General features: G+C 56.5%; 17 protein-coding genes and 2 tRNA genes. 6 read left to right on the top strand and 13 right to left on the bottom strand.

Annotation, left to right across the window (positions count from 1 at the left end; translation table 11 throughout):
- Positions 1-3 precede the first annotated feature (3 nt).
- The 9 genes from Q31a_RS23980 to Q31a_RS23945 form a co-directional block, all read right to left on the bottom strand.
- Positions 4-783, bottom strand: coding sequence for a 5'-3' exonuclease H3TH domain-containing protein (locus Q31a_RS23980; RefSeq protein ID WP_145083477.1), 780 nt, complete (start codon positions 781-783; stop codon positions 4-6).
- Positions 784-1,026: 243 nt separating this feature from the next.
- A complete protein-coding gene (locus Q31a_RS23975; RefSeq protein ID WP_197355606.1) occupies positions 1,027-1,260 on the bottom strand; it encodes a carbon storage regulator in 234 nt (77 codons plus the stop codon).
- A gap of 54 nt (positions 1,261-1,314) precedes the next feature.
- Positions 1,315-1,381: transfer RNA gene (locus tag Q31a_RS30510), tRNA-OTHER, on the bottom strand.
- 104 nt (positions 1,382-1,485) lie between these two features.
- Positions 1,486-2,673 (bottom strand): site-specific integrase, encoded by a 1,188-nt coding sequence (locus Q31a_RS23970; protein ID WP_145083471.1) that lies wholly within the window; start codon positions 2,671-2,673, stop codon positions 1,486-1,488.
- A gap of 291 nt (positions 2,674-2,964) precedes the next feature.
- A complete protein-coding gene (locus Q31a_RS23965) occupies positions 2,965-3,315 on the bottom strand; it encodes a hypothetical protein (RefSeq protein ID WP_145083468.1) in 351 nt (116 codons plus the stop codon).
- Complete coding sequence (locus Q31a_RS23960) at positions 3,315-3,560, bottom strand: hypothetical protein (protein WP_145083465.1); 246 nt, start codon at positions 3,558-3,560, stop codon at positions 3,315-3,317. Before Q31a_RS23960 ends, Q31a_RS23965 begins: the two co-directional genes overlap by 1 nt.
- A gap of 943 nt (positions 3,561-4,503) precedes the next feature.
- Positions 4,504-4,576, bottom strand: a tRNA-Lys gene (locus Q31a_RS23955).
- 237 nt (positions 4,577-4,813) lie between these two features.
- Positions 4,814-6,322, bottom strand: coding sequence for a serine/threonine-protein kinase (locus Q31a_RS23950; protein ID WP_145083461.1), 1,509 nt, complete (start codon positions 6,320-6,322; stop codon positions 4,814-4,816).
- 714 nt (positions 6,323-7,036) lie between these two features.
- Positions 7,037-7,336 carry a transcriptional regulator gene (locus tag Q31a_RS23945; protein ID WP_145083458.1) on the bottom strand — a complete coding sequence of 100 codons (300 nt, stop codon included), beginning with the start codon at positions 7,334-7,336 and terminating at the stop codon, positions 7,037-7,039.
- A gap of 517 nt (positions 7,337-7,853) precedes the next feature.
- Between Q31a_RS23945 and Q31a_RS23940 the strand changes: the two genes are divergently transcribed.
- Positions 7,854-10,550, top strand: a complete 2,697-nt coding sequence (locus Q31a_RS23940) for a hypothetical protein (protein ID WP_145083455.1) — start codon at positions 7,854-7,856, stop codon at positions 10,548-10,550.
- On the top strand, positions 10,531-11,985 hold the full coding sequence (locus Q31a_RS23935) for a glycerate kinase type-2 family protein (protein WP_145083452.1): 1,455 nt from the start codon (positions 10,531-10,533) through the stop codon (positions 11,983-11,985). Before Q31a_RS23940 ends, Q31a_RS23935 begins: the two co-directional genes overlap by 20 nt.
- Positions 11,986-12,154: 169 nt before the next feature.
- Here Q31a_RS23935 and Q31a_RS23930 read toward each other — a convergent pair whose 3' ends face one another.
- The 3 genes from Q31a_RS23930 to Q31a_RS23920 all read right to left on the bottom strand — a co-directional run bounded on the left by Q31a_RS23930 (position 12,155) and on the right by Q31a_RS23920 (position 16,543).
- Entirely contained in the window at positions 12,155-12,700 is a 546-nt protein-coding gene (locus Q31a_RS23930) for a hypothetical protein (RefSeq protein ID WP_145083449.1), read from the bottom strand.
- A gap of 621 nt (positions 12,701-13,321) precedes the next feature.
- Positions 13,322-15,103, bottom strand: a complete 1,782-nt coding sequence (aspS, locus tag Q31a_RS23925; RefSeq protein WP_145083446.1) for an aspartate--tRNA ligase — start codon at positions 15,101-15,103, stop codon at positions 13,322-13,324.
- Between the two features lie 153 nt (positions 15,104-15,256).
- Positions 15,257-16,543 (bottom strand): hypothetical protein, encoded by a 1,287-nt coding sequence (locus tag Q31a_RS23920; RefSeq protein ID WP_197355601.1) that lies wholly within the window; start codon positions 16,541-16,543, stop codon positions 15,257-15,259.
- A gap of 489 nt (positions 16,544-17,032) precedes the next feature.
- Between Q31a_RS23920 and Q31a_RS23915 the strand changes: the two genes are divergently transcribed.
- Complete coding sequence (locus Q31a_RS23915; RefSeq protein WP_145083439.1) at positions 17,033-17,317, top strand: acylphosphatase; 285 nt, start codon at positions 17,033-17,035, stop codon at positions 17,315-17,317.
- A 262-nt stretch (positions 17,318-17,579) separates the two neighbouring features.
- Here Q31a_RS23915 and Q31a_RS30980 read toward each other — a convergent pair whose 3' ends face one another.
- Positions 17,580-17,774, bottom strand: coding sequence for a hypothetical protein (locus Q31a_RS30980; protein ID WP_231690918.1), 195 nt, complete (start codon positions 17,772-17,774; stop codon positions 17,580-17,582).
- A 28-nt stretch (positions 17,775-17,802) separates the two neighbouring features.
- Here Q31a_RS30980 and Q31a_RS23910 point away from each other — a divergent pair, with 28 nt between their 5' ends.
- The 3 genes from Q31a_RS23910 (at position 17,803) to Q31a_RS23900 (ending at position 22,773) form a co-directional block, all read left to right on the top strand.
- On the top strand, positions 17,803-19,575 hold the full coding sequence (locus Q31a_RS23910) for an ABC transporter permease subunit (RefSeq protein ID WP_145083436.1): 1,773 nt from the start codon (positions 17,803-17,805) through the stop codon (positions 19,573-19,575).
- 102 nt (positions 19,576-19,677) lie between these two features.
- Positions 19,678-21,690 carry an NAD-dependent DNA ligase LigA gene (gene ligA, locus Q31a_RS23905; RefSeq protein WP_145083434.1) on the top strand — a complete coding sequence of 671 codons (2,013 nt, stop codon included), beginning with the start codon at positions 19,678-19,680 and terminating at the stop codon, positions 21,688-21,690.
- 3 nt (positions 21,691-21,693) lie between these two features.
- Positions 21,694-22,773 carry a Gfo/Idh/MocA family protein gene (locus Q31a_RS23900; RefSeq protein ID WP_145083431.1) on the top strand — a complete coding sequence of 360 codons (1,080 nt, stop codon included), beginning with the start codon at positions 21,694-21,696 and terminating at the stop codon, positions 22,771-22,773.
- Positions 22,774-22,956 lie beyond the last annotated feature (183 nt).

The raw sequence follows: 22,956 nt of genomic DNA, 5'->3' as shown, positions 1-22,956 counted from the left end.
CTTCTAGGTAGTAGCGATTTCCGGGGTGGGAAGTGGAACGTTTTTCACTAGCGTGTGGATCCGAATATTGCGTTGGACCTCTCCGGAGTCCCACGCAGCCAGCAGGGCTCGCTCTTGCTTCTGCGGCATTCCAGTCGTTTCGAAGCGACGGATCGCAGTCACGCAATCCTCGATCGTCAAATAGCGGCCCATCAACGTCATGGCGTACCGTTCGCCGATCGAGTTGACTCCAGGCATGTTGTCCGATTTGTCACCGACCAAGGCTCGGTACTGCGGCCACTGCACGGGCAGCATGGCCCAGCGTGTTGCGAACGCGTCGTGGTTGAACCAATCCTCTTGCGTCACCTTACCGACGTTGGTGCGGAAACTCCGCAGGATTACGTGCAAGTCTTTGCGCAGCAGCTGGTAGAGATCCTTGTCGGCGGACACGATCACCGCTTGGGTACCGCTGAGGTTTGCCCGGTGGCACCAGGTCGCGATAATGTCGTCCGCCTCATGACCAGCAACGCTGGCGGTGCACCAATGCCCCAGCAGCTGCTCGGCTGAGTTCAGCAGAGTCTGCAGCCCCTCGGGTTTCTTGCCTCGCTGGGCTTTGTAGGTGGGCACTAGCTCATGCCGCCAGGTACCGCCAGGTGCGTCGAGTGCCACGCGGAGGAAGTCGGGCTTGTACTCCCTTTCGATCGCGCTCAGCTGCCGTTGCATTCCGTTGACGACTTGGGTGACGTTCTCGCACACATGCCACAGCTTGTGAATCAGATTCGAACCATCCACGTAGATTTCCATTCCAGCCCCTTCCCTGCGTTGTGTGATCGCCTCGATCAACTAAAGCGAATCTCGCTACTCGATTCCTCGAACTCTTTTCGGTGCTCATCGCAGAGCGCCGCCCGCATCCAACGTATTTGTGGATGCGGACGGTCCAAGCAAAACAGATGCTTCGCCGGTTTTCTGCAGCGTTCGCACTCGACCGGATCTTCACCAGCTAAGAGCGAGTAACAAGCTACTTCGACCTCGATCAACGCCATGGCACTAGGCCGCTCGTCGCATCGGTTCGAAACACGTGACATAGTCACGCCTTGGCGTCGGTGGTTCCGGGGTGGCTAAGGCCTCCGCAAACTTGCCCAGCTCAGTACGCAGAATCTTGACATCTGCTGGGGCCTCAATACCGATCGAGACATTGCCACCGGAGATCCGGTTGATGATCACCCGCACGCCCCCTTCGATCTCGACCGATTCGCCCGGTTTTCGTTTGAGCACTAACATGCCGCATTCCTTCGCTTGTGGTTGTGGGAAAACTACTGAAAAACTATTGAACAAAGGCTGCTGCGGGACTCGAACCCGCCACGGCATAGCCATCCCAATGCCGTTCACTCAATGCGCAGCCTGCCCCCGGCTGGGAGTTGGACAAACTCTTGGAAAGAGAGTGCTAGGTGGTGTTGGTCAGCTGTGAGAGCTTGCGATGCCAAGCGTCTGTCACAGCGACGGCGGTTAGATTGACCGCAGAAACGCGTCTACTGACGCAACGTGGTTTGGATCCACCCACTCGCCGAAACATTCGGGCAGCGGGCATAGGGACAACTTGCGGACCAGCAGCGGCTCGGGCTGCTGGTAGTGCTTGTGCTTGATCCCGCCACCACCCCACCCGCAAAGCGCATGGGGTAGATCGTCGTGAATCAAGCTGGAGTATGTTGCGACGGTCTTGCGGAAGTCTTCCATGACGTACGGAACTCCAGCTCGCGTGGCTACTTTGCCCTGTGATTGCAAGTCCTTGAATTGCCGAGTTAGACCGTGCGACCGAGGGCAGTTGAACACTAACGCATCCGGTGGCACTGTGCCGCCATTCGCTGCAAAGGCACCGGCTCGCATCCGATCGATGGCTGCCCTCGCACTTGGGGTCATCGGCAAATAGTACTCGCGGCCAGAGGACTCTTCGGTCTTGCTTGCCCGATAGTAAAGCCAACCCAATGGCCACGACTCCAGTGATTCCGGATTCGGTGACTGGGGATCGAAAGTGATGTCCTTCCACTTCAGCGGGCTCTTGTGCCGAGCGTAGGCCACCAAGTCTTGCACTCGCATTCCGTAGTTGCGTAGCAACACCAGGAGCGAACGCCAAAATACTACCGGCGCGACACCCGACCCTCGATACGTTGTCCCTGCACGTGGGGAGGTGACTCGCGCCGGCGGCCAAGCGACGTGGGATGCCGCATCCCATAATCGCTCGACTGCTGAGTCGTCGAAATAGAATCGTGGCCGGGCTTGTGTCCGCAGCTGCTTCGGTTGCTTGACGGTCTGCACTTCGATTCCTTCCTGCGAGGCAAGCGATAGCACGAGAATGATTTCGCGGATCGCCTTGTTGATGCTCGACGCGCCCTTGGGCGGCGGGAAGCGTCCTGCCTCCTGCATCCACAATTGGAAGGCCTTCAGCTCCCTCGATCCGATATCCGCGCAGGACAACGGATGAACTATCCGTTGCGCTGCGCATAATTCGGCCTCGAATTCCTGCCAAAATCGCATCCACCGACGGCCATCGGATGCGCTCTTGAGCTTCTGGCAATCTGGCCAGCGTAAATCGTCGAACGCCTTTTGAAGCGTCCACGCAGATTGAGGAGAGGACAGCGTTTCGGGATCGTACAAACGCAAGAACGGTCGGTCGATTATCTTCGCGGGAGAAGTCATTGGGGCGGCTCATGTGGTTGGCCTCAACGCGCGACTCCGTTTTCGTCCTTCGCGTATTGGCAGTGATGTTGTCCGTCGATCGATTCACGTCCCGTGAATCGCTCACAAACATTGGGTGCCGATTCCCGTTTGCGTTGTTTGCTGTACCTGCAGGTGTACTAATTCTGAGTAATCGCAGGCAAGCCGCCTGCATAGTTTGAAAAATCCTAATTGCCATTACCATGGCTTTGCCCAGCCCGCCTTTGTCGGTAGCGTAACCTGTGCAATTCGCAAGTTGCGTTGTTCCCATGGCTATTTGCCTCCCACGTTGTAGACGTAGTCGCTGAAAATCGTTTCTGGATGTTCAACACCGGCAACGCAGTAGGCGTAGTCGACGATCTCTGCTTGATCTGCATTGGAGCACATGGCGAAGAGTGGCACGATTTTCACCCAGCGCGTTAAGCTGCTCTCAAACTGGCACCAGGGGACGGGAACCAATCGATCCACGCCTCGCAGCGATCGAGATGCAAATTCATTCGCTTGGCGAACTATGTTGGATTGCTGGGAAGCTGGCACGCGATCCCACACTTCCTGCAGCTGCATCACGCGGCCCATTCCAGGATCGTCTAAGGCCGTTTCTACGAATCGAATGATCTTGCTCATTACTTGGCCCTCGGCTGCGTAAGGGCCTGGTGTCGCCGCGATTGCTGCGCGTCGGTGGCAAAGAATCGATCCGTTGGTTCTGCAACGCCCAGCGTTTCGAGGATGAAGTGATTCATGCTGACCTGCTCAGGCAGATCGTCAAGCTTTTCGAGCAGCCCAGCCCATTGCGGCTGGCTCATTCTTAGAAGATAGGATTTGGTTTGAGGCGGACGCTTTGCGCGTCTACGTGAGGGGGCCTTGGGCATTGCGATGCCTTTCACAGCCATATCCAGCCGAATTGGCGCAGGTGAGTGCGCAGCAATTCACGACGCTTGGGATAACAGGCTATCTAGCAGAGGGTGCTTGGTGGTTGTGGTACCGAAGCCCGTTGGATGCTATGAATTAGGCCGGAGATTAATCGTCCTGGGTAGCACGCAGAGACCTCGATGTGTTGATGAGGCCCAAGATAGTCCGAACGCGGATAGCTTGTCAAGCGAACTGAAAAAGATTTTCGCCAAGCGTTTTGTTGCTTTTTCGTCAGTGAGCTCGGAACTAGACTCTGGATTCACGATGCAAGCCCGCCATGAATTCGCCCACCAAGGTAGTTCCAACAGACGATTACGAACTCGCCAGCGTAGCATGAGATGCTCCCGCTCTATTCTCAACTTGAATACGAAGTTGAGTATACGGAACACGTTGAAGCACCAGAATGTACGCCCACTCACTCTCCATCCAGCTTTGCGGCTTCCAGTTCTGAGCCTCGATGCCCGCAGGATTCGGGCGACGACTATGGAGGCAGGTGTGTTTCAGAAGACCACGTTTTCTGCTGCGGCATTCCCCGCTGTGTACCGGTCACCGGCAGCGAGCCAACTTGAGTGGTAATTGGCATTCAAAGCAATACGCTCGAAGCTGCGACGGCTATGACCTGTGCGATGAACGCAACCTTGAGCGCATGAAAAAGTGGAACTCCCCACCAGGTTTTATCAACACACCGAGGGATGAGGAGTTCCACCGTAATGCACGGAGCACCGCGCATTATTAAAAGTGAAATTCCCCATCGATTTTTATGAGAAAACCGAGGTGATGAGAAGCTTCACTATAATGCACGGTTTTCACCGTACTGTGCGAGGCATTTGCATGCCCTGCACCACTAATGCACAGCAGTGCCGTGCATTCCCTTTTCCTGGGTAATCACTCCCTGGAAAGGAGTGAGGGCGCTGGGACTTGAACCCAGGACCCACGGATTAAAAGTCCGATGCTCTACCAACTGAGCTACGCCCTCAGGAGTCTTTCTCTGCTTGCGAGCGTGATGAAGCATTCACCAATGGTGGGGTGCGTCTGTGCCGCTCGCGAGAGTGAGTACTTTATCAGAGACCGCCAAATTCGAAAAGGGTTCACCGAGATTCTGTGCTGCAAACACCAAATAACTTGGATTGTTGGCACGGATTCTAGGGGAAATGCGGTTCAAACTGGGAGCCCAATCGCACACCTGGATTGCCGCGGTGGCGATTCAAACCGACTAGGCTTCCGCCGGTGGGCTGGAGGGGTACTCCGCCTTTTTCAGCATGCGGAGCAAGGCCGTCCGCAGCTCTCGGACTTTCAGCGGCATGGCCAGCATCATGCGGACTGGGCCTACTTGAGCATTGCGAATGATAAACTGCTGCTTGCGGTCGACCAGCAAAATGGCCGGAATGTGGGCAGTGTGGTGGTCGGTCCCGAATTTATTGAACGCATTCAGCGCGGTAGCCCCCAGTTCCGGGGCGCTAAACAAAACGCAGTCGGCTGGTTGCTCCTCGTCCGGATCAAACCGAGCTAGAGCCCGAACCGGATCGCTGAAGACGAGGACCCGATAGCCACGCTTCTTGAGCTTCTCGCGAATCAGATCTTGGAATTCAAGCTTGCTCTCGATCAGCATGACAGTCTTGTTGGCCCCTTCGGTCGACGCCTCGGGAACATTCCCGACACGGGCGTCGGAGATCATCCGTGCGGTGGTCATGGTGTCCCCCGCTTCCAGTCGCGCCAACGTCGCTTGAATGTCGTCGTAAATCTCTTGCGGCTTTTGATAGCGTTTGTTGGGATCGACTTCCATCGCCTTGTGCACAATCGCGGCTACATTCAAGGGAATGTCTGGTGCGACTTTCGTGATGTGGGGGACTTCCCGAAATCGGCTTACATTCAAACGTGCCAAGCGATCTTTAGTCTCTGTCAGAGGCGAACGACCACTCAAGCAGTGGTACATCATGGAGCCGAGGAAGTAGATGTCACTGCGTGGGTCATCCTTCCTCACGCCTGTTCCCCGTTCCAGGGCGGCGTAGTCAATAGCGCGCGCGCTGGGACAATCGGCCAGGGCGGCTTCGTTGCTGGTGTCCGCCAAAGCGGCCAGACCAAAGTCCACCAATTTGGCGCGACCTTGAGAGGTTACCAACGCATTACTCAGCTTCATGTCGCGGTGGGTAATGCCCATTTCCCCAGCGGCTCGCAGCCCATTGGCGATATCTGCGGCCAGCTTGAGGCAGGTGGTGGGGTCGAGTTTTTTGCGGATCTGCAACAGCTCACGCAAGGTCTGCCCCTCCACGAACTCCATCACCATGTACGGATTGCGTGGGTCGGGATCGACTTCCGTAATGGAGACGATATTGGGGTGGTGCAGCGTTAGCCCCACTTTGGCCTCGCGCATGAATTGTTCGACCTGGGCTGGATCGTTGCGATGTCGCCGGCGGAGAACTTTCACGGCTGCCACGCGTCCCGTTTCGGTGTGGACGGAGCGATAGACACGCGCAAATGTACCAGCTCCAATCAAGTAGAGGATCTTCCATTTTCCATAGAAAAATCCGGTCCGCTCTCCCTTTAAAAGGCGGTCTACTTGAAGGTTGGTCAAAAGTTCCTTGCGAAGCAGCACCCGTATGAGATCATCGCAACCGGCGTCGAGACGACCGACTTCCGACCAGGCCTGCTCGATTTCATGGGGCTCCAGCAGGCCGACTTCGGCGATCCGCTGCGACAAGAGTGCGGGAGTGAGTTCTGCCATTAGTTCTGAGGTCGGCTAGTGGACTTGGGAATGAAGGATTGCTGTTTCGGACGGGCGGTGCGACGTCGGGGAGTGGTTGGAGAGCCCCCATTCTGGTTTGTTGGCTGCACTTCGGCCGCTTATGTGATACTAAGCAAGAGTGACAGCAAACGCAAATCCTAGACACCGATAATAAGGTGTTTGGGAGGGGTGCCCGGCGATCGGGTCGGATTGCGAGGTCTACTGTTCGGGAGCAACAAAAAAAGGGCCACGCAATGCAAAGTGCACTGGCGTGGCCCTTTTGGGGAGAGATCACAATCACAAGTCCCTCAATCCGAGGAACTGCTTGGGCGCCGTGGCGAGGCGCGTCAAGCGGACTGTGTGCCATTAGGCTAACGGTTGGGTAGGCTCTTGGCAATTCTTCGGCTGCAATTCGCAGCGGTTGTTGCAAGAAACCAGCCCGCTAGCTTCTGGACTTCGCGTTGCCTCATCTTAAGGCAATGTTACAAGTGTATTGTTATGGATGGATTGGGTGGTGTCCGGGAGCGGTGTGGGACACTTCTTATTTCCCAACGCTGTCTTTCGCTCTAAACCACAAATCGCAAGGCTTGTGGAATTAAGCGAGTTTTTCGTTTTAACTTGAAGGTAGAACTCTAAATTGCCCGCTAGTGGCAACTCCCTTTTCCTTGCTCGCGCGGCGGTCTACTAGTTCGACATGCCGCTCAAGGGGGGGCACTAGTTGGAGCCGTCGCCCAGCTCGTTCAGCTTGCCAAGGAATTCATCTCGCTCGCGTCGGGTGGCTTCTAGATCGAACACCAGGTATTTCATATCGAGACGCAGTTGTCCGAGTGCCTCTTGAACAAGTGTCAGGATCTTACGACGGCGGACGCTACTGTCGGTGACGCGGCGTAGCGATGGGAGCAAGGCAATTCGGTGCTCAATCGGCAACGCTTCGATGGCAGCGGTCAGTTCCAGCAAATCGGTAGGAACGTCGTTTTGGTTGTTGTCGACAGTTTGAGCGGATGCTGAACTCATATGGGAAACCTTCCGAAAGTGAACTGATGGTCGCTGCTGGTGATGAGTATTCCATAGAGCATGCATGGTACCATTCGCAGCTCTGAGATCGATATTAAGTAGTAAGTCGTTGCAAATCAAGGACTTAGGGTAATTGTTGCAATTCGGACAGTTTGCCCATGATGCAGAATCGCACCATCAACTGATCTAGTGATCGGCTCTAAGTTCTTCTATAAGAACGACTTACGGAAGTATCAACAACTTGGGGCTAATGTTGCATCGACGCATCATTTTTTCAACTAGCCTGCCGATTGTCCACACTGGGAAAGAAGTGATGGAGAAACGCAACCTACAAACGGATCGAAAGTCGTTCCGAGGCCCAGCAAGGTCCTTGCCTCCCGCGATCGGCGTCCGCCGAGATCACCCGATGATGCGACTTGGCATCCTTTTCGGGCGCCCGGGGCTTCACCGGCGGTTCGGGACTCTTCCGTGGCTGTGCTTAAACGCGATTCTACTGTTGCTCCTAGAAGTGGGAGCAATGCGGCCTGCTTCTGCCCAGCGAATCGAAGCGTTTGAGGGAGGGGAGCCTCGCTGGACACTTGTCGACAGCGATTGCCAGGCGCAGCTCACCGAGCACAGTATCAGTCTGATCATGCCCCATGGCGGGCGAACGTGCGAGTTGGCGGAGGTGGCTTGTGGGACGGGGACAATGGTGCTCTTGGCCTATCCGGTCGAGCCAGCCCTGGTTCTCGATGAGTTTCAGCCCCAGATGTGGACGCGTTGCAGTAGTGGCCGTTTGCAGCTGGGAGTGCGAGTCGTATTCCCGTTTGACGAACATCCGGTAACGCAGGGACGTTTGACGACTATCCTGTGGGGCAGCCTGTACACGGAAACGGGCCAGTGGCAGCAGTTGCGGGTCGAGAAGCTGCAAAAGCTGTTGAACGACGAGATTATCTCGCTTCGCCAGCGATTCGGTTCGCATCTCAAACTCGATGGAGCCTACATTGATTGCTTGGTGTTGAATGCATACACCGGACCTGGTCGCTATCGGGTGCAGATGGATGACTTGGATTTGCGCAGTGCCATTCCGGTCTCGGCGACAGGCATGCGTCCACCGGAGGATTGGCGAGCTCGGTGGCAATGGCGGCATGCTGTTCCGTCTGCTGAAGAGCGTTTTTGGGCCGGTCCGAATCGCATTCCCCTGTGGCTGCAATACCAAGGGGAATCGCTGCCGTGGCTGAGATCCTTGGGGGTAACCGGACTGTTGTTGAACAAGCTGCCGAGCGAGGAGCAGTTGGCGAAACTGCAGTCTGCCGACTTGTCTGCGATTTGCCCTCCCCCGTCGCATCCCGTGGAGATTGCGGACAATCTTGCGCCGGTGATTCAAGGGTGGTTGGTGGGAGCTGCCTTGGACGGAAAGCAAGCGGATCTGGCTCGACAGCAGGCGGATCGTGTGGCAGCCCTAGAGCACAAGCTCGCGCGACCCCTGGTTGGTGAGGCGCTGGAACAGTACTGGAATTTCAGCCGCATTGCCGATGAAGTGATCGTACCGGTGCCCGATCCGAATTCCGCCGGTAGTGAGGCGAGCAAGCAAGCTTGGCTATCGCGCAAGTTGGCGACCGTACGGCAGCGTGGGCAAGGCTGGGTTTCCATCAATGCCGGTTTGAGTCCGGCGATCGACGAGCAATACCAGCAGGCTCTAGCGGTGGTCGACCCTGAGCTGGCGTTGCAGGCCGAACCGGTAATCAACCCGCTGGGGATGCGTTTGCAAGCGGTAAAAGCGGTGGCGGCAGGTGCCCGTGGCATTTTGTTTCGAACTCAGAAACCGCTCGCCGTCCATTCGAGTACGGAACGGGCTACCGTGGCCGCGTTGCGGTGGATGAATAATGAGATGAATCTGTGGGGGCCCTGGTTGGCTACTGGGCAATTGGCTGCCAATCCCGCCCTCGATCGATCCGACTTCGCGGCCAAGTCGTGGGTGGTCAGCGAAAGCTATCTCGTCATTGCACACACCTCGGGAAAAGATTCACAATACTGCGTTCCGCCAACCCAAGGGCAAGCTCTGCAGGTCAGTCTGTCGACTCCCTCAGTACCCATGCAAGTCTTGCGTCTGACGGAGGGGCGCATGGAGTCGCTGAAAAGTCAGCGTACGCCGGCAGGAGTGACTTGGGCAGTAGAAAAACCAGCAGCGGTCGAGTCGTTCGTGATTACTGCCAACTCCCTGATCTTGAACTACGTTCGCCGTGAATTGGAGAAATCCGCCAAGTCCAATGCGGCCGATCAGATGGAGGTAGTGGCCTTTACACAGGGAATTGCAGCCAATTTGATCCAGGCCCGATTCGGTACGGGGGGACAGCCCGTTGAGAGTCAGCCCGAGGCGCGTCGCCAACTGCAACAATTGGAGCTCGCGCAGCGTCAGCTGACGCAAAGCGCTCAGGCGCTGCAGACCAACCAGCCGGCTGGTTCGACCGTGCTGAGCTTGGCAGCTTCCGAAAATATTCAGAGCATCCTGTTTGACGCGCAACAGGTTGCGACCAGCAATCTGTCCACGCCGCAATCGAGTCCCTTTGTGGTCAGCCCGGCGACCCTGCATGTGCATTGGCAATTGGCCGATGCCAGTGCGCGCAGCACATGGCATGCGGTGCCCTTACCGGGAGGGAGTTTTAGCAATCTGAGTGAAATGCTCGATGTGGGGTGGACGCAACAAAGGCGACTCGAAGAGCAGGTCGATCTACGCGTGGAGTTGGTGCCAGCCAGAGATGACCGGACCGGTGCTGGATTGCGTCTGGCGGCCTATCAAAAGTCGACTCGAGAGCATTCTCCAGCAGAAGAGCTGGAGGGAGGCTACGAGGGGGCTTCCCTCCGAGTGCGCAGTGCCGGTGCAAAAATTGACCGGGGCCAGCTCGTGCGAGTCTCCGCACAAGCACGCGTGTTACGCGCGACGCGCGGACTCGATAGTGGCCTGCTGGTCTACGACAATCAAGCTGGGCCCAGCCTGGGGCAACTAATTCAGGGGAATGTGGGGGACGTTGTGCCGGTAGAACTGTATCGCTTTATGGTCTCCGGTGATGAGTTTCGACTCTTGTCGGAATGCCGTGGGGAGTGTGATATCGTGCTTGAGAACATTATATTTAGCGCCATCACACCAGCTCACAATCGGCGAAGCTTCGTGACTTCGCCACTCTCCATGTTTCCCGACGAGATTGTTCCTGCGGATGCCTCCCCTCAACCCTGATGCTTCGACCTCTCCATCCGACAAACTTCGCAGCGATGCCTTGGAGATCTGGCAGGCCGGCATCGAGGCGGTGAAGCCGGCGCGGCTGTTTGAATCGAAACTGGTTTGGGAGCCGGATGCGTTCTGCATTGACGATGTGTGGGTCGATTTATCAAAGTTGAAACGGATCGTGGTGGTGGGTGCGGGAAAAGCCTCGGGTGCCATGGCGGCCGCCTTCTACCAGCAGCTGCAGCAGCATTTTTCTCAGCAGGATAAATCTGCTCCGCCCTGCGTGGGTTGGGTCAATTGTCCTGCCGAGACGTTTGACCCGAACTGGGATACGGGGCAGATCCATTTGCACACCGCGCGACCTGCCGGTATGAATGTACCGACGCCAGCGGCGGTCGAGGGGACGCGACAGATTCTTGACATCGTACGCAGTTGCACGGCTGAGGATCTCTTGCTGTGTCTATTGTCGGGAGGAGGGTCGGCCGTGTTGGTCGCTCCGCCACCTGGGCTCGAGCTGGCGGATAAACAGGCGGTCGCCCAACGCGTGGCAGCCGCCGGCGGCAATATTGATCAGCTGAATTTGATACGTCGCTGTTTGAGCTTGGTGAAGGGAGGTGGGCTGGCGGCCCAATTCCATGGCCAACGTTTGATTACGCTAGCTATCTCCGATTGCTTGGGAGATCCGATTGAGACGATTGCGTCAGGCCCCACCGTTGCTGGCAGCGAGCGCGAACCTCGCCAAGCGTTGGCCGCTTTGGAGGATCTGCAGCTGCTGGAGGACCCCGCCCTACAACGCATCGTTCAATATCTGCAAGCACTGGTGGCAGAGCAAAACGCTTCACCGCCCCTCGATTCGCCACGGCAGGATTCACGCGAGTACATCGTTCTTGGCAACAATTCGGACGCCGTAGATGCGGCTGGCGTCAAAGCGGTCGAATTGGGATACCGCTACGTCATGCAAGCCGCCAGAGCCGTGGAGGGGGATGTCAGCCAGGTTGCGTGCCATGCCGCACAAGCCGCTACACAAGTGATGCAGCAGGAAGAGGTCGATTGCTGGATCAGCGGCGGAGAGCCGACAGTTACACTCCCCCAGCAGCCCGGAAAAGGTGGTCGCAATCAGCAATTGACGCTGGCGGTTCTCGACGGGCTGGTGAAGGCGGATTGGCCCAATCCGGCGCTGTACCCACGTCCGCTTGTCTTTCTCTCCGGCGGGACCGATGGTGAGGATGGCCCCACCGATGCGGCTGGCGCGATGTTCGATGCGCCACTGTGGCAAGCTGCGGAACGGGCCGGAGTACGACCGGAGGACTATTTGAGTCGTGCCGACGCCTACCACTACTTTGCACGAGTCGGAGGCTTGATCCGGACGGGAGCAACGGGCACCAATGTCTGCGATCTGAGAGTTGCACTAGCGGGGCCAAGGCCCACCAATGCCCCCGATCGCTAGTTCCCAATCGCTCTGCCGCGGCAGACGCTCGGGCCTTGCTCACTCAGCGGTTTGCGATTTCAACAATCCCTCACTCAGCGGGTGGCGATTGTAATGAGCCGTTTCGGCAACTGGCACCAAGCCGCATGGGGCAACGGGATGTCTAAGCCTCGGAAACGCTCTCTAAGCTTCACTGTGCGAGCAGAGGATTGGGTTGCTTCAGCCAATCATTGACGGAGACGGGAGTTTCCGTTTTCTCTTCGCGCCATAACCAGCCGAACATCCCGCTCCCGGAGCGAGTTTCCACAATGGGTTCACGAGATTTTTGAGGTTGGTAGCCCTGATCGCGAAAGCTATTGCTGGCTGCGGGAGCTGGTGAGCTATCGAACGGGTTCATGAAGTCGACGGTACTGCTGAACATGTTCTTCGTCGAACGCGTCATTTTCTTTAGAGTAGAGCCAGAGCTGGAGGTTCCGCGCCAAGGCATTGAAGGCATCTTAAAAAAGGAGCCCTTCTTAGACGGTTTGTCAGCAGTTGGCTTTGGATCGTTGAAGAAGGAACTGCTGCGTACCGCCTCGGAATCTGAACTCGAGCCGTCGCTGCTGTCGATCGTGGTGGCGAATGGGTTCCACCACGGCTTCGAAGTCTCTTGCCCTTGGGCTTCAGCGACGAGCAGGGTGCCTAGCAAGAGAATTGTCATTACCTTGTAGATTGCTTGGGTGCAGTGAGTGTTCACGACCATCACTCCTGAGTTTTTAGTGTTGCGTGGACCGGATCGATGCGACGAGCCCTGACTAAATTTAGTCGCAGAAAATGCGTCTTATGTCGAGTGCAATTTGGCGTATTGTCGATCGGTGGAAGCAATGCTAGCGATTGGGGCTGTGCCTTGTGGGCAGGCCCGGAAGCTTGATTGATATCCGTAATATCTAGCTTTGGATCGTGGGGCTGGGGAGCATCGGTAAGCCAGCACGGTTTGCAGAGAAGGGGTAGAGAGCGGCCTGCAGAGAAACCCTATGGCGAAGCACTTTTGAGCTTCGTGCATCCGGTGCGGCGGCATGTTCCCTGGTGGTGCGTTCGGTGGACTTGAACGCTGCGGCCGCTGAACCGATTGGAGTCTTGCCTTAGGTCCGCACTCCACCTCCACCGGTTGAGCGGCTCCTGCGGTTGAGTGGCTTCTCCGGTTGAGCGGCTCCTGCGGTTGAGCGGACAGGTCGTGAACGAGGCGACCATCGCATTCGCCGGTCCCTGAGGACGCAATGCCCTGCCCTCTAGGTTGAACTCAAGTCATCCACTGCAACCGTCCAAATCGATTGTTTGGGCGGTGTGTAAGGCGATTTTCCTTGGCAAAAGGCTGCGACTACGCCTTCGCGGGGGGAGTTTCGATTTCGATGTGCAGTTCGTGCAACTGCTTCTTGTCGACGGCACCAGGAGCCTCTGTCATGAGGTCCATGGCCTTTTGCGTCTTGGGGAAGGCAATGCAATCGCGAATATTGTCGAGACCTGCAAACAGCATAACGACGCGATCGATCCCCAGTGCGATACCTCCGTGTGGAGGTGCCCCGTAGCCGAGGGCATTGAGGAGGAAACCAAATCGATCTTGGGCCGTCTCTTCGTCCATTCCCAGGAGGTCAAAGACGATTTGCTGGGTTTGAGAGTCGTGAATACGAATGGTCCCGCCGCCCGCTTCGTACCCGTTGACGATTAAGTCGTAGGCTTGGGCTCGGCACTGATGAGGTGCTTCTTTGAGCGAGGGCAGATCCTGCGGTCGAGGTGCTGTGAAAGGGTGGTGCATTGCTACCCAGCGTTTCTCTTCCGCATCTTCCTCGAACATGGGGAATTCAACGACCCAAGAGAAATGCATCTCAGCGGGATCGTAGAGCTTCAGTTCGGCTCCGAGGCGACGGCGCAAGCCGTTGAGTCCCTTGCAGGTAACTTCCCAGGTGTCAGCCAGTAGCAACAGCAAGTCGCCAGGTTCTGCGGCGAACTGACTCTTGAAACCCTCCAAGACGGCTGGTTCGACGTTCTTGCTGATGGGAGACCAAAGTGATCCATCGGGTTCAACCCGGAACCATGCTAGTCCTTTAGCACCGAAATCGTGTTTTACAAACTCCGTCAGTTCATCAATTCGTTTGCGGGAAAATTCTTCGGCACGCTTGTCCACTTTAATCCCACGCACAAATCCTCCCGCATCGACGGCGCCGCGGAAGACTCGGAATTCGCTCTGCTTCGCAAAATCGCTACAGTCGACGATCTCCATGCCGAAACGCAGGTCGGGAGCATCGCTGCCAAAGCGACGAACCGCGTCGTCGTAGGTCATGCGTGGCAAACTGGCGGGAAGATCGATATTCAGCAGCTCTTTGGCGAGCTTGGACATCAAACCATCGATCATGCCCATGACGTCGTCTGCATCGACGAAGGACATTTCCATGTCCAACTGAGTGAACTCCGGCTGGCGGTCGGCCCGCAAGTCCTCATCGCGGAAACAACGCGCCACTTGGATATAGCGATCGTAGCCAGCGACCATCAAAATCTGTTTGTAAAGCTGGGGAGATTGCGGCAGCGCGAAAAATTGTCCCCAGTGCACTCGGCTGGGCACCAAATAGTCTCGGGCCCCTTCTGGCGTGCTACGGCCCAGGATGGGCGTTTCTACGTCGATGAAGTCATTTTCAGCGAAATAGTCTCGCATCAATTTGATGATTTTGCTGCGCAGCACTAGCGTTTGCTGCATCGTTTGCCGGCGCAAATCGATATAGCGGTGCTTCAATCGCAAGTCTTCGCCTGGGGTTTCCTGCTGATTGGGGAAAAACGGAGGAGTCTTGCTCGCATTGAGTACTTCCACTCGGCTCGCTCGGATCTCAATTTCGCCGGTTGGCAACTTGGAGTTGTCCTTCCCCTCCAGACGAGGACTGACAATGCCTTCCATGAGCACCACGTCTTCACCACGCAGCTCCTTGGCAACTTCCAGGGCCTGTTCGCCGCTGTCGGGGTTTACCACCACTTGCGTTTTGCCGTAACGGTCTCGCAGGTCAATGAACATCGTCCCGCCGTGGTCGCGACTCTTGTCAACCCAGCCACATAGCGTAACTGTCTGGCCGATGTGCGAGCTACGCAGTTGTCCGCATGTGTGTGAACGTAACAAAATCAAAACCTTGCTGATGGATGACTCGAAAGCGAATTGGGGAGGCGCGACCTCCAGACTCAGGACAAAATTCTAATGCCCGATCGCAATTCGCCTAGCCGTAGAGATGGGCTAGTTGGGGCAGAGAGGCCCAGCTGGTCTAATTATTAGGGCTTATTGGGGCAATTGGCGTTCTAGGACGCGGCGGTTGAATTCCGCTGGATCAAAGGGGTCGATGCTTTCGCGGGTTGGCGGTGCGGTCGAACGGGCAGAAGCGGGGGCGGGGGATTCGCCCAACATCTGGCGCAGTTTGTGATCCAAAGCGTCAATCTCATCCATCGTGGGGGGCTGGTCCTGCGCGCTGAAGCCCGCAACTTGACTTCCATCCGCTTCGGGATTGGCTTGGAGTGGGACCATTTGCAATTGGGAATTTCCTGGCCGGACGGGTGTCCAGTCTGAAGGGGGGGCGGTGGTGGGGGCTTGGTAGGCCGCCGTCTGCGCACCCTCGGTGGTGGTCGATGTTGCCAGTGCAGGCATGACGGGAGATCGAGCGAAGGCGATCCAGGATTGGAGCTCATGCACCAACTCCTGCTCATTGAAGCCGATGCCAGGGGCACGCTGTTGCCCGTGCGCGTTGATTGCATAGCTTACCAAGGGCGCGGCAGAATTGGCGTCGGTTCCCAAATAGTTGCGGACGCTGAGGAGGTTGGCCGTGCTGAGCCGGGCATAAGACTTTGCATACGGTTCCAACAATCGCAGGCCGTTGTGGCTTGCGCTGCCATGGCATCCCGATTGGGAGCAACGATTGATCAAGATCGGCTGGACCTTCTGCGAGAACCACAGGGAGACCTCGGGCCGAATCGGGGCCACGTCTGAACCGCTGGCGGCGATGACCGACTCTCCCGGCACCGGTTGTGGGGCGAATTGGTTGGAGGAGGCAGCGATCAGCGGTGGGAGTCCCAAGTAGTCGCGAAACTCTCCATCTTCTAAGAGCTTCTTCTGCAGCTCCACTGACAATTGGCTCACACGACGATGTCCTGGGGCAAGTTTGGCGACTTCGGTGTAGTGCTCTGTCGCTTGCTCCAATAATTGGTTGATAAGGCACCAACGCGTTAGTTGGTAGTGATCCCCCACGCTCCAGCTCACAATGCCGTTCCGCTTGAATTCGTAGGCATCCAAAATGTCTCGGCCGACGAAGAGCACTCGGTCTCGAGGAATCCAAACTCGCGAATCCTCCGCCGCGACCACTTCGTACGTGTCGCCTTTGAGCGAGAGTTGGCCGCTTACAACGGACTCCAAGTTCTTGGGCGTTTTGAGCAACAGTACGCCGGACTGTGCTTCCTGCGCGCAAGCAACCGTCGGCGCTGCGAACTGTACGAAACTGCAGCAACCACCAACGGCAATCGCGAAAAGCAGCGGGGCAATACTCAATCGTCGACTTTTTGTAAGATGTGTACTCATAGTCGCGCGACATTACGTGGCTGTCCATTTTGGGTCAATAGCAACTTGGGGGAGAGTGAAGAGCGGGGGGCACCGGAATCGGGCCTGTGCCCCGGGGAGGACAGCAAACGTCAGTTGATCGGCACGGCACTGGACGGCAAGACACGGCAACATCTCCCGCATTGTCTTCCCCATTCCACAAGATTCGGTACGGCCGGCGAGCTGCTCGCTATGCTTGGGGCCTCGCCACGTATCTCGGGGCTCTGACCACAGGGAGTGGTTGCGGTGAGAGAGGGGGCAAGGCGTGGCATGCGTCCTGATGAGCTCGCCCCGAGTTTATTCACCATGTCACTAGCCAGAATGTCACTAGCCAGAATATTTATCGGTCACGAGCCAGGATGCTTACCGGCCAGCCCAGCATTGAACGCGAGATGGGTACCGGCGAGACGGTTAGCCGTGGTGGCTGGATGCAGTAGGAAACAATCGGGAACCAGTTAAAGGAATTGCTCAATGGAACGACTATTCATACGCTACACCGGCCGCGTGCAGGGGGTTGGATTTCGCGTGACGGTGGCAGATTTGGCCGCCGATTTCGAGGTGGTTGGACGGGTTTGCAACGTCGACGACCGCAGCGTGCAGCTGGAGGTCGAGGGAGAGGACGAAGAGCTGCTGAGGTTTCGGGAGGCTATTGCACACCGATTGCATCGCCATATCGTGACCGCTGAGGAGAATTGGTCTGCAATTGGCCAAGCAAGTTGGAGCGATTTTGCTGTTGCTCAGGACAAGCGGTTATAGGGGGGGGGGAGAGCGTCAGGTGTGGTCAGACCCCAGTAAGCACCGGTCGCCAGTAAGCACAATATCCACTCCGGACCCTGGCTTGGCTCAGCTAGTCAGCGTCCGCCAGCCTCTCCGGCCAGCCTCCTGCAACCCAAAAGAAGTCGGGCCGCGTTGGAGCAAGCTCAGCAATTTTGGCCCAAACGCGTTGGTGGGGTGAACCGGCTGACCCACCTAAACGTAATGCCAGGATGACTCAATCGCGCCATACTGGCCCCAAGCTCTATTTTTTCTCGATTCCTTGACTGCCAGCATGTCGACGTTCGGCGATGGCTGAGTCAGAATAGAGCCCCAATGCTGTAACCGATAGGCACAGTTGCTGGACCGATTGGGTTTTCAGTGGCTGGCTGAGTGGGGCGTCCCCGTCTGACTGCTCCCCTATGGCGGCTGTACGGCATATTTCCCCCTGATTCTTCATCGATTCCCTATACGGCTAGCAGTTCGACATGCTTCAATTGCCACTTAGCTTCCCGGTTGGACCGCTTGGTCAGGCCGAAAATTCTTGGATGACCGCATGGTTGACTCCGATTTGGTTCCTGGCTGCAGGGCTCGCAATCGGAATTGTAGTGCTGGTCTGCTTGGTGCTCCTCTTTAAATTGCTGTCGACGATTCCGGTTTGGGAACGACTTTCGCATTCTTCTGCGGGCCATGCGGTTGCGGCAGGGATCACCGCCGCACTAACGGCGGGGATTTGGTTCAGCTTGCCACCCGAATTGAAGGGGGAGGCTGCACTCCAAGAGCCCTTGATGCTGGGGATTGCGCTGACGCTGTGCTGTGCAATTGTGGGATGGGCGTTGGTTTTTTGTCCATCGCGTCAAGCTGCCAAGAACGCCGTTAGCACCCTTAGCGAAGGGGTGGCTGGCATGCTGAGTATTACAGCCCTGACCGTTGTTTTTGTGGGAGCAGCGATTTGGGGGATTGGACTGGGGCTTGGGCAACCGATTGTCGAGCAGCCCATCGCGGCCTTTGAGAGCCTCCCGCAGATCTTTACGACGGGCAAGATTACGTTTACCCGCACCGTGCCAGGCAGTGCTGCCGAGGGTGAACCGGCCTATGTGCCCATCGATGTTCCCTTGGACCTGGAGTTGTTGCGTAGTATTGAGATCACTAGCGACAAGCAGGTTTTGCTGGGGGACGCAGCCGAGACACTCAAATTCAACCGCGTGCCGATACGGGTCGAGGCCGATGAGCCGGTGAGCTGGAATCGTACCCAACGCATTGAAGATTTGCCGATTCCTTACGAAGTCGGCACGCAGCTGCATATCCAGAACCGCGAGATCGACGACGCCTTGATCACCTTCGTTGCGGTGACACAACCCCCTGTTCCGCAAGCGGCGACCTTGTTGATCGGCGCGATTTCAATCGTCCTGCTGGGACTGGTGATTTTGTTGCAGCAAGCGGTGGCTCCGCGAGTATCCGCGGTATCGTTGGCCACGATCAAGAATGAGCTGGCACAACCCTTGTTCTTGGTGCTCATGATTATCGGCATCGTGTCGATTAGCCTGTATGAGTATTTGTCGTTCAATACTTTTGGCGAAGACATCAAATTGCTGAAAGACTGCGGTATCACGACCATCATGTTGTTAGCCGCCTTTCAAGGGATCTGGTCAGCGAGCAGCTCTATCAGTGAAGAGATTGAAGGCAAGACCGCGCTGACCGTATTGAGCAAGCCCATCCAGCGTCGCAGCTTCATCATCGGCAAGTTCATGGGGATCTTCTGGGTGCTGATGTTGATGTTCGTCATTCTTGGAACGTTTGAACTGGTGGCCGTTGCCTATAAGCCGATCTACGAAGCTCGCGAAATGTCGACCGAAGCCCCGAATTGGCAACAGTGCCATTTGGAAATGATCGCTACCATCCCTGGCTTGGTCATGGCATTCATGCAATCGATCGTGCTGACAGCAATTAGTGTGGCCTTGGCAACACGCTTGCCGCAACTCGCCAATTTGTCGGTTTGCTTCGCCATCTATGTCCTCGGTAATTTGACGACTTCCCTAGTGAGCAGCACTCAAGATGGCTTTGAGATCGTCCGGTTTGTGGCACAGCTCGTCGCCACAATCATTCCGATCCTCGAGCACTTTTCGCTGCAAGCTGCTATCGATGCGGAAAGTAGGATCACGATGTCCTTGCTTTCCGGGAACTTGATATACTGCCTGCTCTACATAATGTTGGCGATGTTCTTAGCACTGCTGTTGTTCGAAGATCGAGATTTGGCCTAATTGGCCGGAGTCTATTGATGTCGCTGACGAAGCGGTTGGTAGCGCCTACTTCGGGTAGATTGCCTGCCTTCCGCTTGCAGCCACAAGACCAAAGCGTGATCGATGACGACTCCTCAGCAGCAAGTGGAACAGCTCCGGCAGCAGATCCGTCACCATGATCGTCTGTACTATCTAGACGCCCAGCCAGCGATCAGTGATCTAGAATACGATCGCTTGATGCTTTCTTTGGCTGAGTTGGAATCGGCTCATCCCTCGCTAATCACTGCGGACAGTCCTACGCAGCGGGTTGGCGAAGAGGTTGTTGGCGACTTGAAACAAGTTGCCCATCGCATCCCGATGCTCTCGATTGAGAACACCTACAGCTTGGAGGAGCTCGCGAGTTTTCTCAGCCGAGTTCAGAAGAGCCTCGAAGTCGAGTCGGTGGAGTGGGTGTTGGAGTTGAAGATCGACGGGGTGGCTGCCGCCATCATCTACGAAGACGGTGAGTTGGTTCGTGCGGTGACGCGAGGCAACGGCGAAGTTGGCGACGATATCACCCACAATATTCGCACCATTTCCGACGTCCCGCTGCGGTTGCATGGCAATGCCCCGCCGCTGCTGGAGGTCCGCGGCGAGGTCTACATGACCAATAGCGATTTGGCCGCCTTGAACCTCCGCCGCGCTCAAGAAAACCTGCCCCCATTCGCCAATCCTCGCAACGGAACAGCAGGAGCAATTCGGCTGTTGGATCCCAAGCAGGCTGCGCAGCGGCGAATGCGTTTCTTTGGTCACGGACTGGGATATTGTGAAGGGGTGCAGGCGACCACTCACCTCGACTTCTTAGAGGAGCTCAAGGGGTTCGGCCTGCCCGCGACACCGCATGTTCACCGCTTTGCCTCTGCGGACGATGTGTTGGCAAAAATCGATCAGCTGCAGGCCGATTTGCATGAACTCGATTTCGAAGTCGATGGCTTGGTCTTGAAGGTCAATTCCTTCTCCCAACGCGAGCAACTCGGCTCCACCAGTAAATCGCCACGTTGGGTCGTCGCCTACAAAATCGAAAAGTACGAAGCCATTACGCGGCTGAATGCCATTCGCGTCCAGGTCGGTAAGACCGGTGCAATCACGCCGGTGGCTGAACTCGAACCGGTTCAACTGGCCGGTACTACGGTCTCGCGTGCCAGCTTGCACAATGCGGAAGAGATTGAGCGGAAAGATGTGCGGGTTGGCGATTGGGTGGTGGTTGAGAAGGCTGGCAAGATCATCCCGCATATCGTACGCGTCGAATTGCATCGGCGGGAGACTGAGCTTGAGCCGTTCCCGTTTCCTACGGAATGCCCAGAGTGTGGTTCGTTATTGGAGAAGGATGAGGGAGGGGTCTACATTCGTTGTGTCAATCCAGCTTGCCCCGCCACGCTACGACAACGACTCAGGTTCTTCGCTAGTCGTTCCGCCATGGATATCGACGGCCTTGGGGAGAAGATTGTGGACCTTCTCGTCGATGCCCAGCTCGTAAATGATTATGCCGATCTCTATCGTTTGGACGAATCACAGCTGCTGACTCTCGAAGGATTTGGTGAACGCAAGGCGCAGAAATTACTGGCGGGAATTGAGGCCAGCAAGACGCGTGGCTTGGCTCGCGTTCTATCAGCCGTTTCAATTCGCCACGTGGGTAAGACCGTGGGTAAAATTATTGCCCGCAACTTTCGGTCTCTGGATGAATTGATGGATGCGAGTGTTCAGGCCCTGGCCGCACTCGAGGAAATTGGTGCGATTATCGCCGAGAGCCTGTGGGGGTGCCTTCATAGCGAGGTTGGACAGAAAACGTTTTCCGATTTGCGGGACGTTGGAGTGTCGCTGGAGAGTCCGCTCTACGATCCCGATAAAGCCCAAGTCTCAACGGTGTTGACCGGCAAGTCGGTGGTCGTGACGGGGACGCTCGTGCGATATCAGCGCGAGCAGATCCAAGAGCTCATCGCGCAGCTCGGAGGCCGCGCTTCGAGCAGCGTTTCCAAAAAAACAGACTATCTGGTCGCCGGTGAAAAGGCGGGCAGCAAACTAGAAAAAGCGCAGCAGCTGGGTGTCCAAATACTGAGCGAGCTGGAATTCGAACAATTAATCGAATCTGGGAAGTAATCAATGCAAATCAATCGACGCAAAGTTGTAGGCAGTGGAGTCTTGGCCGCAGGCGCGTTCGCCGTGAATAGAGCTAGGGCGCAGAGCACCACTCCTGCTAGGCAATCGATCAAAATTGGGCAAATCGGTGTCGGGCACGCGCACGCAACTAAACTTTCGGTCTATCGCAATTCGTCAGACTACGAGGTTGTTGGGATCTGTGAGCCGGACCCTAAATTGCGTCAGCAGGCGGAAAAACAGCCTGCATTCCAGGGCTTGCCTTGGATGACTGAAGAGCAGCTTCTCAATACTCCAGGCTTGCAGGCGGTAGTGGTCGAAACTCAGGTGCGCGATCTGCTAGCCACAGCTGAACGGTGTGTTGCGGCCGGAATGCATGTGCATCTCGACAAGCCGGCCGGGGACTCCCTGCCCGACTACCGTCGCTTGTTGGATCAGGCGCAACGCCAGCAGCTGATGGTGCAAATGGGATACATGTACCGCTACAACCCGGCGGTCGTGCTTCTGCGGGAGTGCCTTGCTAAGGGGTGGTTGGGCGATGTCTTCGAAGTTCATACAGTGATGAGCAAGGTGGTTCCGCCTGCCTCACGCCAGGAGTTGGCCGAGTTTTCTGGCGGCATGATGTTCGAGTTGGGGTGTCACATCATCGACCTGGTCGTCGGTGTTCTGGGAGCACCTCAGCAGATAACTGCATTCGGTGCGCATCATTCAACGACGCAGGCCGATGAGCTGCGCGATAATATGTTGGCGGTCTTCCAATACCCCCAAGCCCTGGCAACGGTTAAGACGAGTGCCATGGAAGTCAATGGTTTTGCGCGCAGGCATTTTGTAGTGTGTGGAAGCCAAGGTACATTCCATATTCAACCGCTCGATAATCCGACGGCCATCATGACACTCGCCCAGCCGCAGGGCGAGTATCGGGCTGGGGCTCAAGAGATCCAATTCCCCAAGTTTCCGCGCTATGTCGGCGATGCTGCGGATATGGCTCAAGTGATTCGTGACGAAAAAGAATCGCAATTCGATTACGCTCATGATTGGGCAGTGCAGTCGTCGGTGCTGGCGGCCTGCCAGGCTGGGGCATCCTAGTAGAACGCGGCTGCGCTGGGCCAGCCAGAGAACTCTTCGCTGGTGCTGGACTAGACGGCCTCTTTCACCACGCTTCTTTCACCACGCTTCTTTCACCACGCTTCTTTCACCACGCTTCTTTCACCACGCTGCTTGCATCACGCTTCTTTCACCACGACTGCTCGGTGTGCTCCGACTGTGGGC

The sequence above is a fragment of the Aureliella helgolandensis genome (assembly GCF_007752135.1).
In the GTDB taxonomy this organism is placed as follows: Bacteria; Planctomycetota; Planctomycetia; order Pirellulales; family Pirellulaceae; genus Aureliella; species Aureliella helgolandensis.
This window is presented reverse-complemented; position numbering and strand designations above follow the sequence as displayed.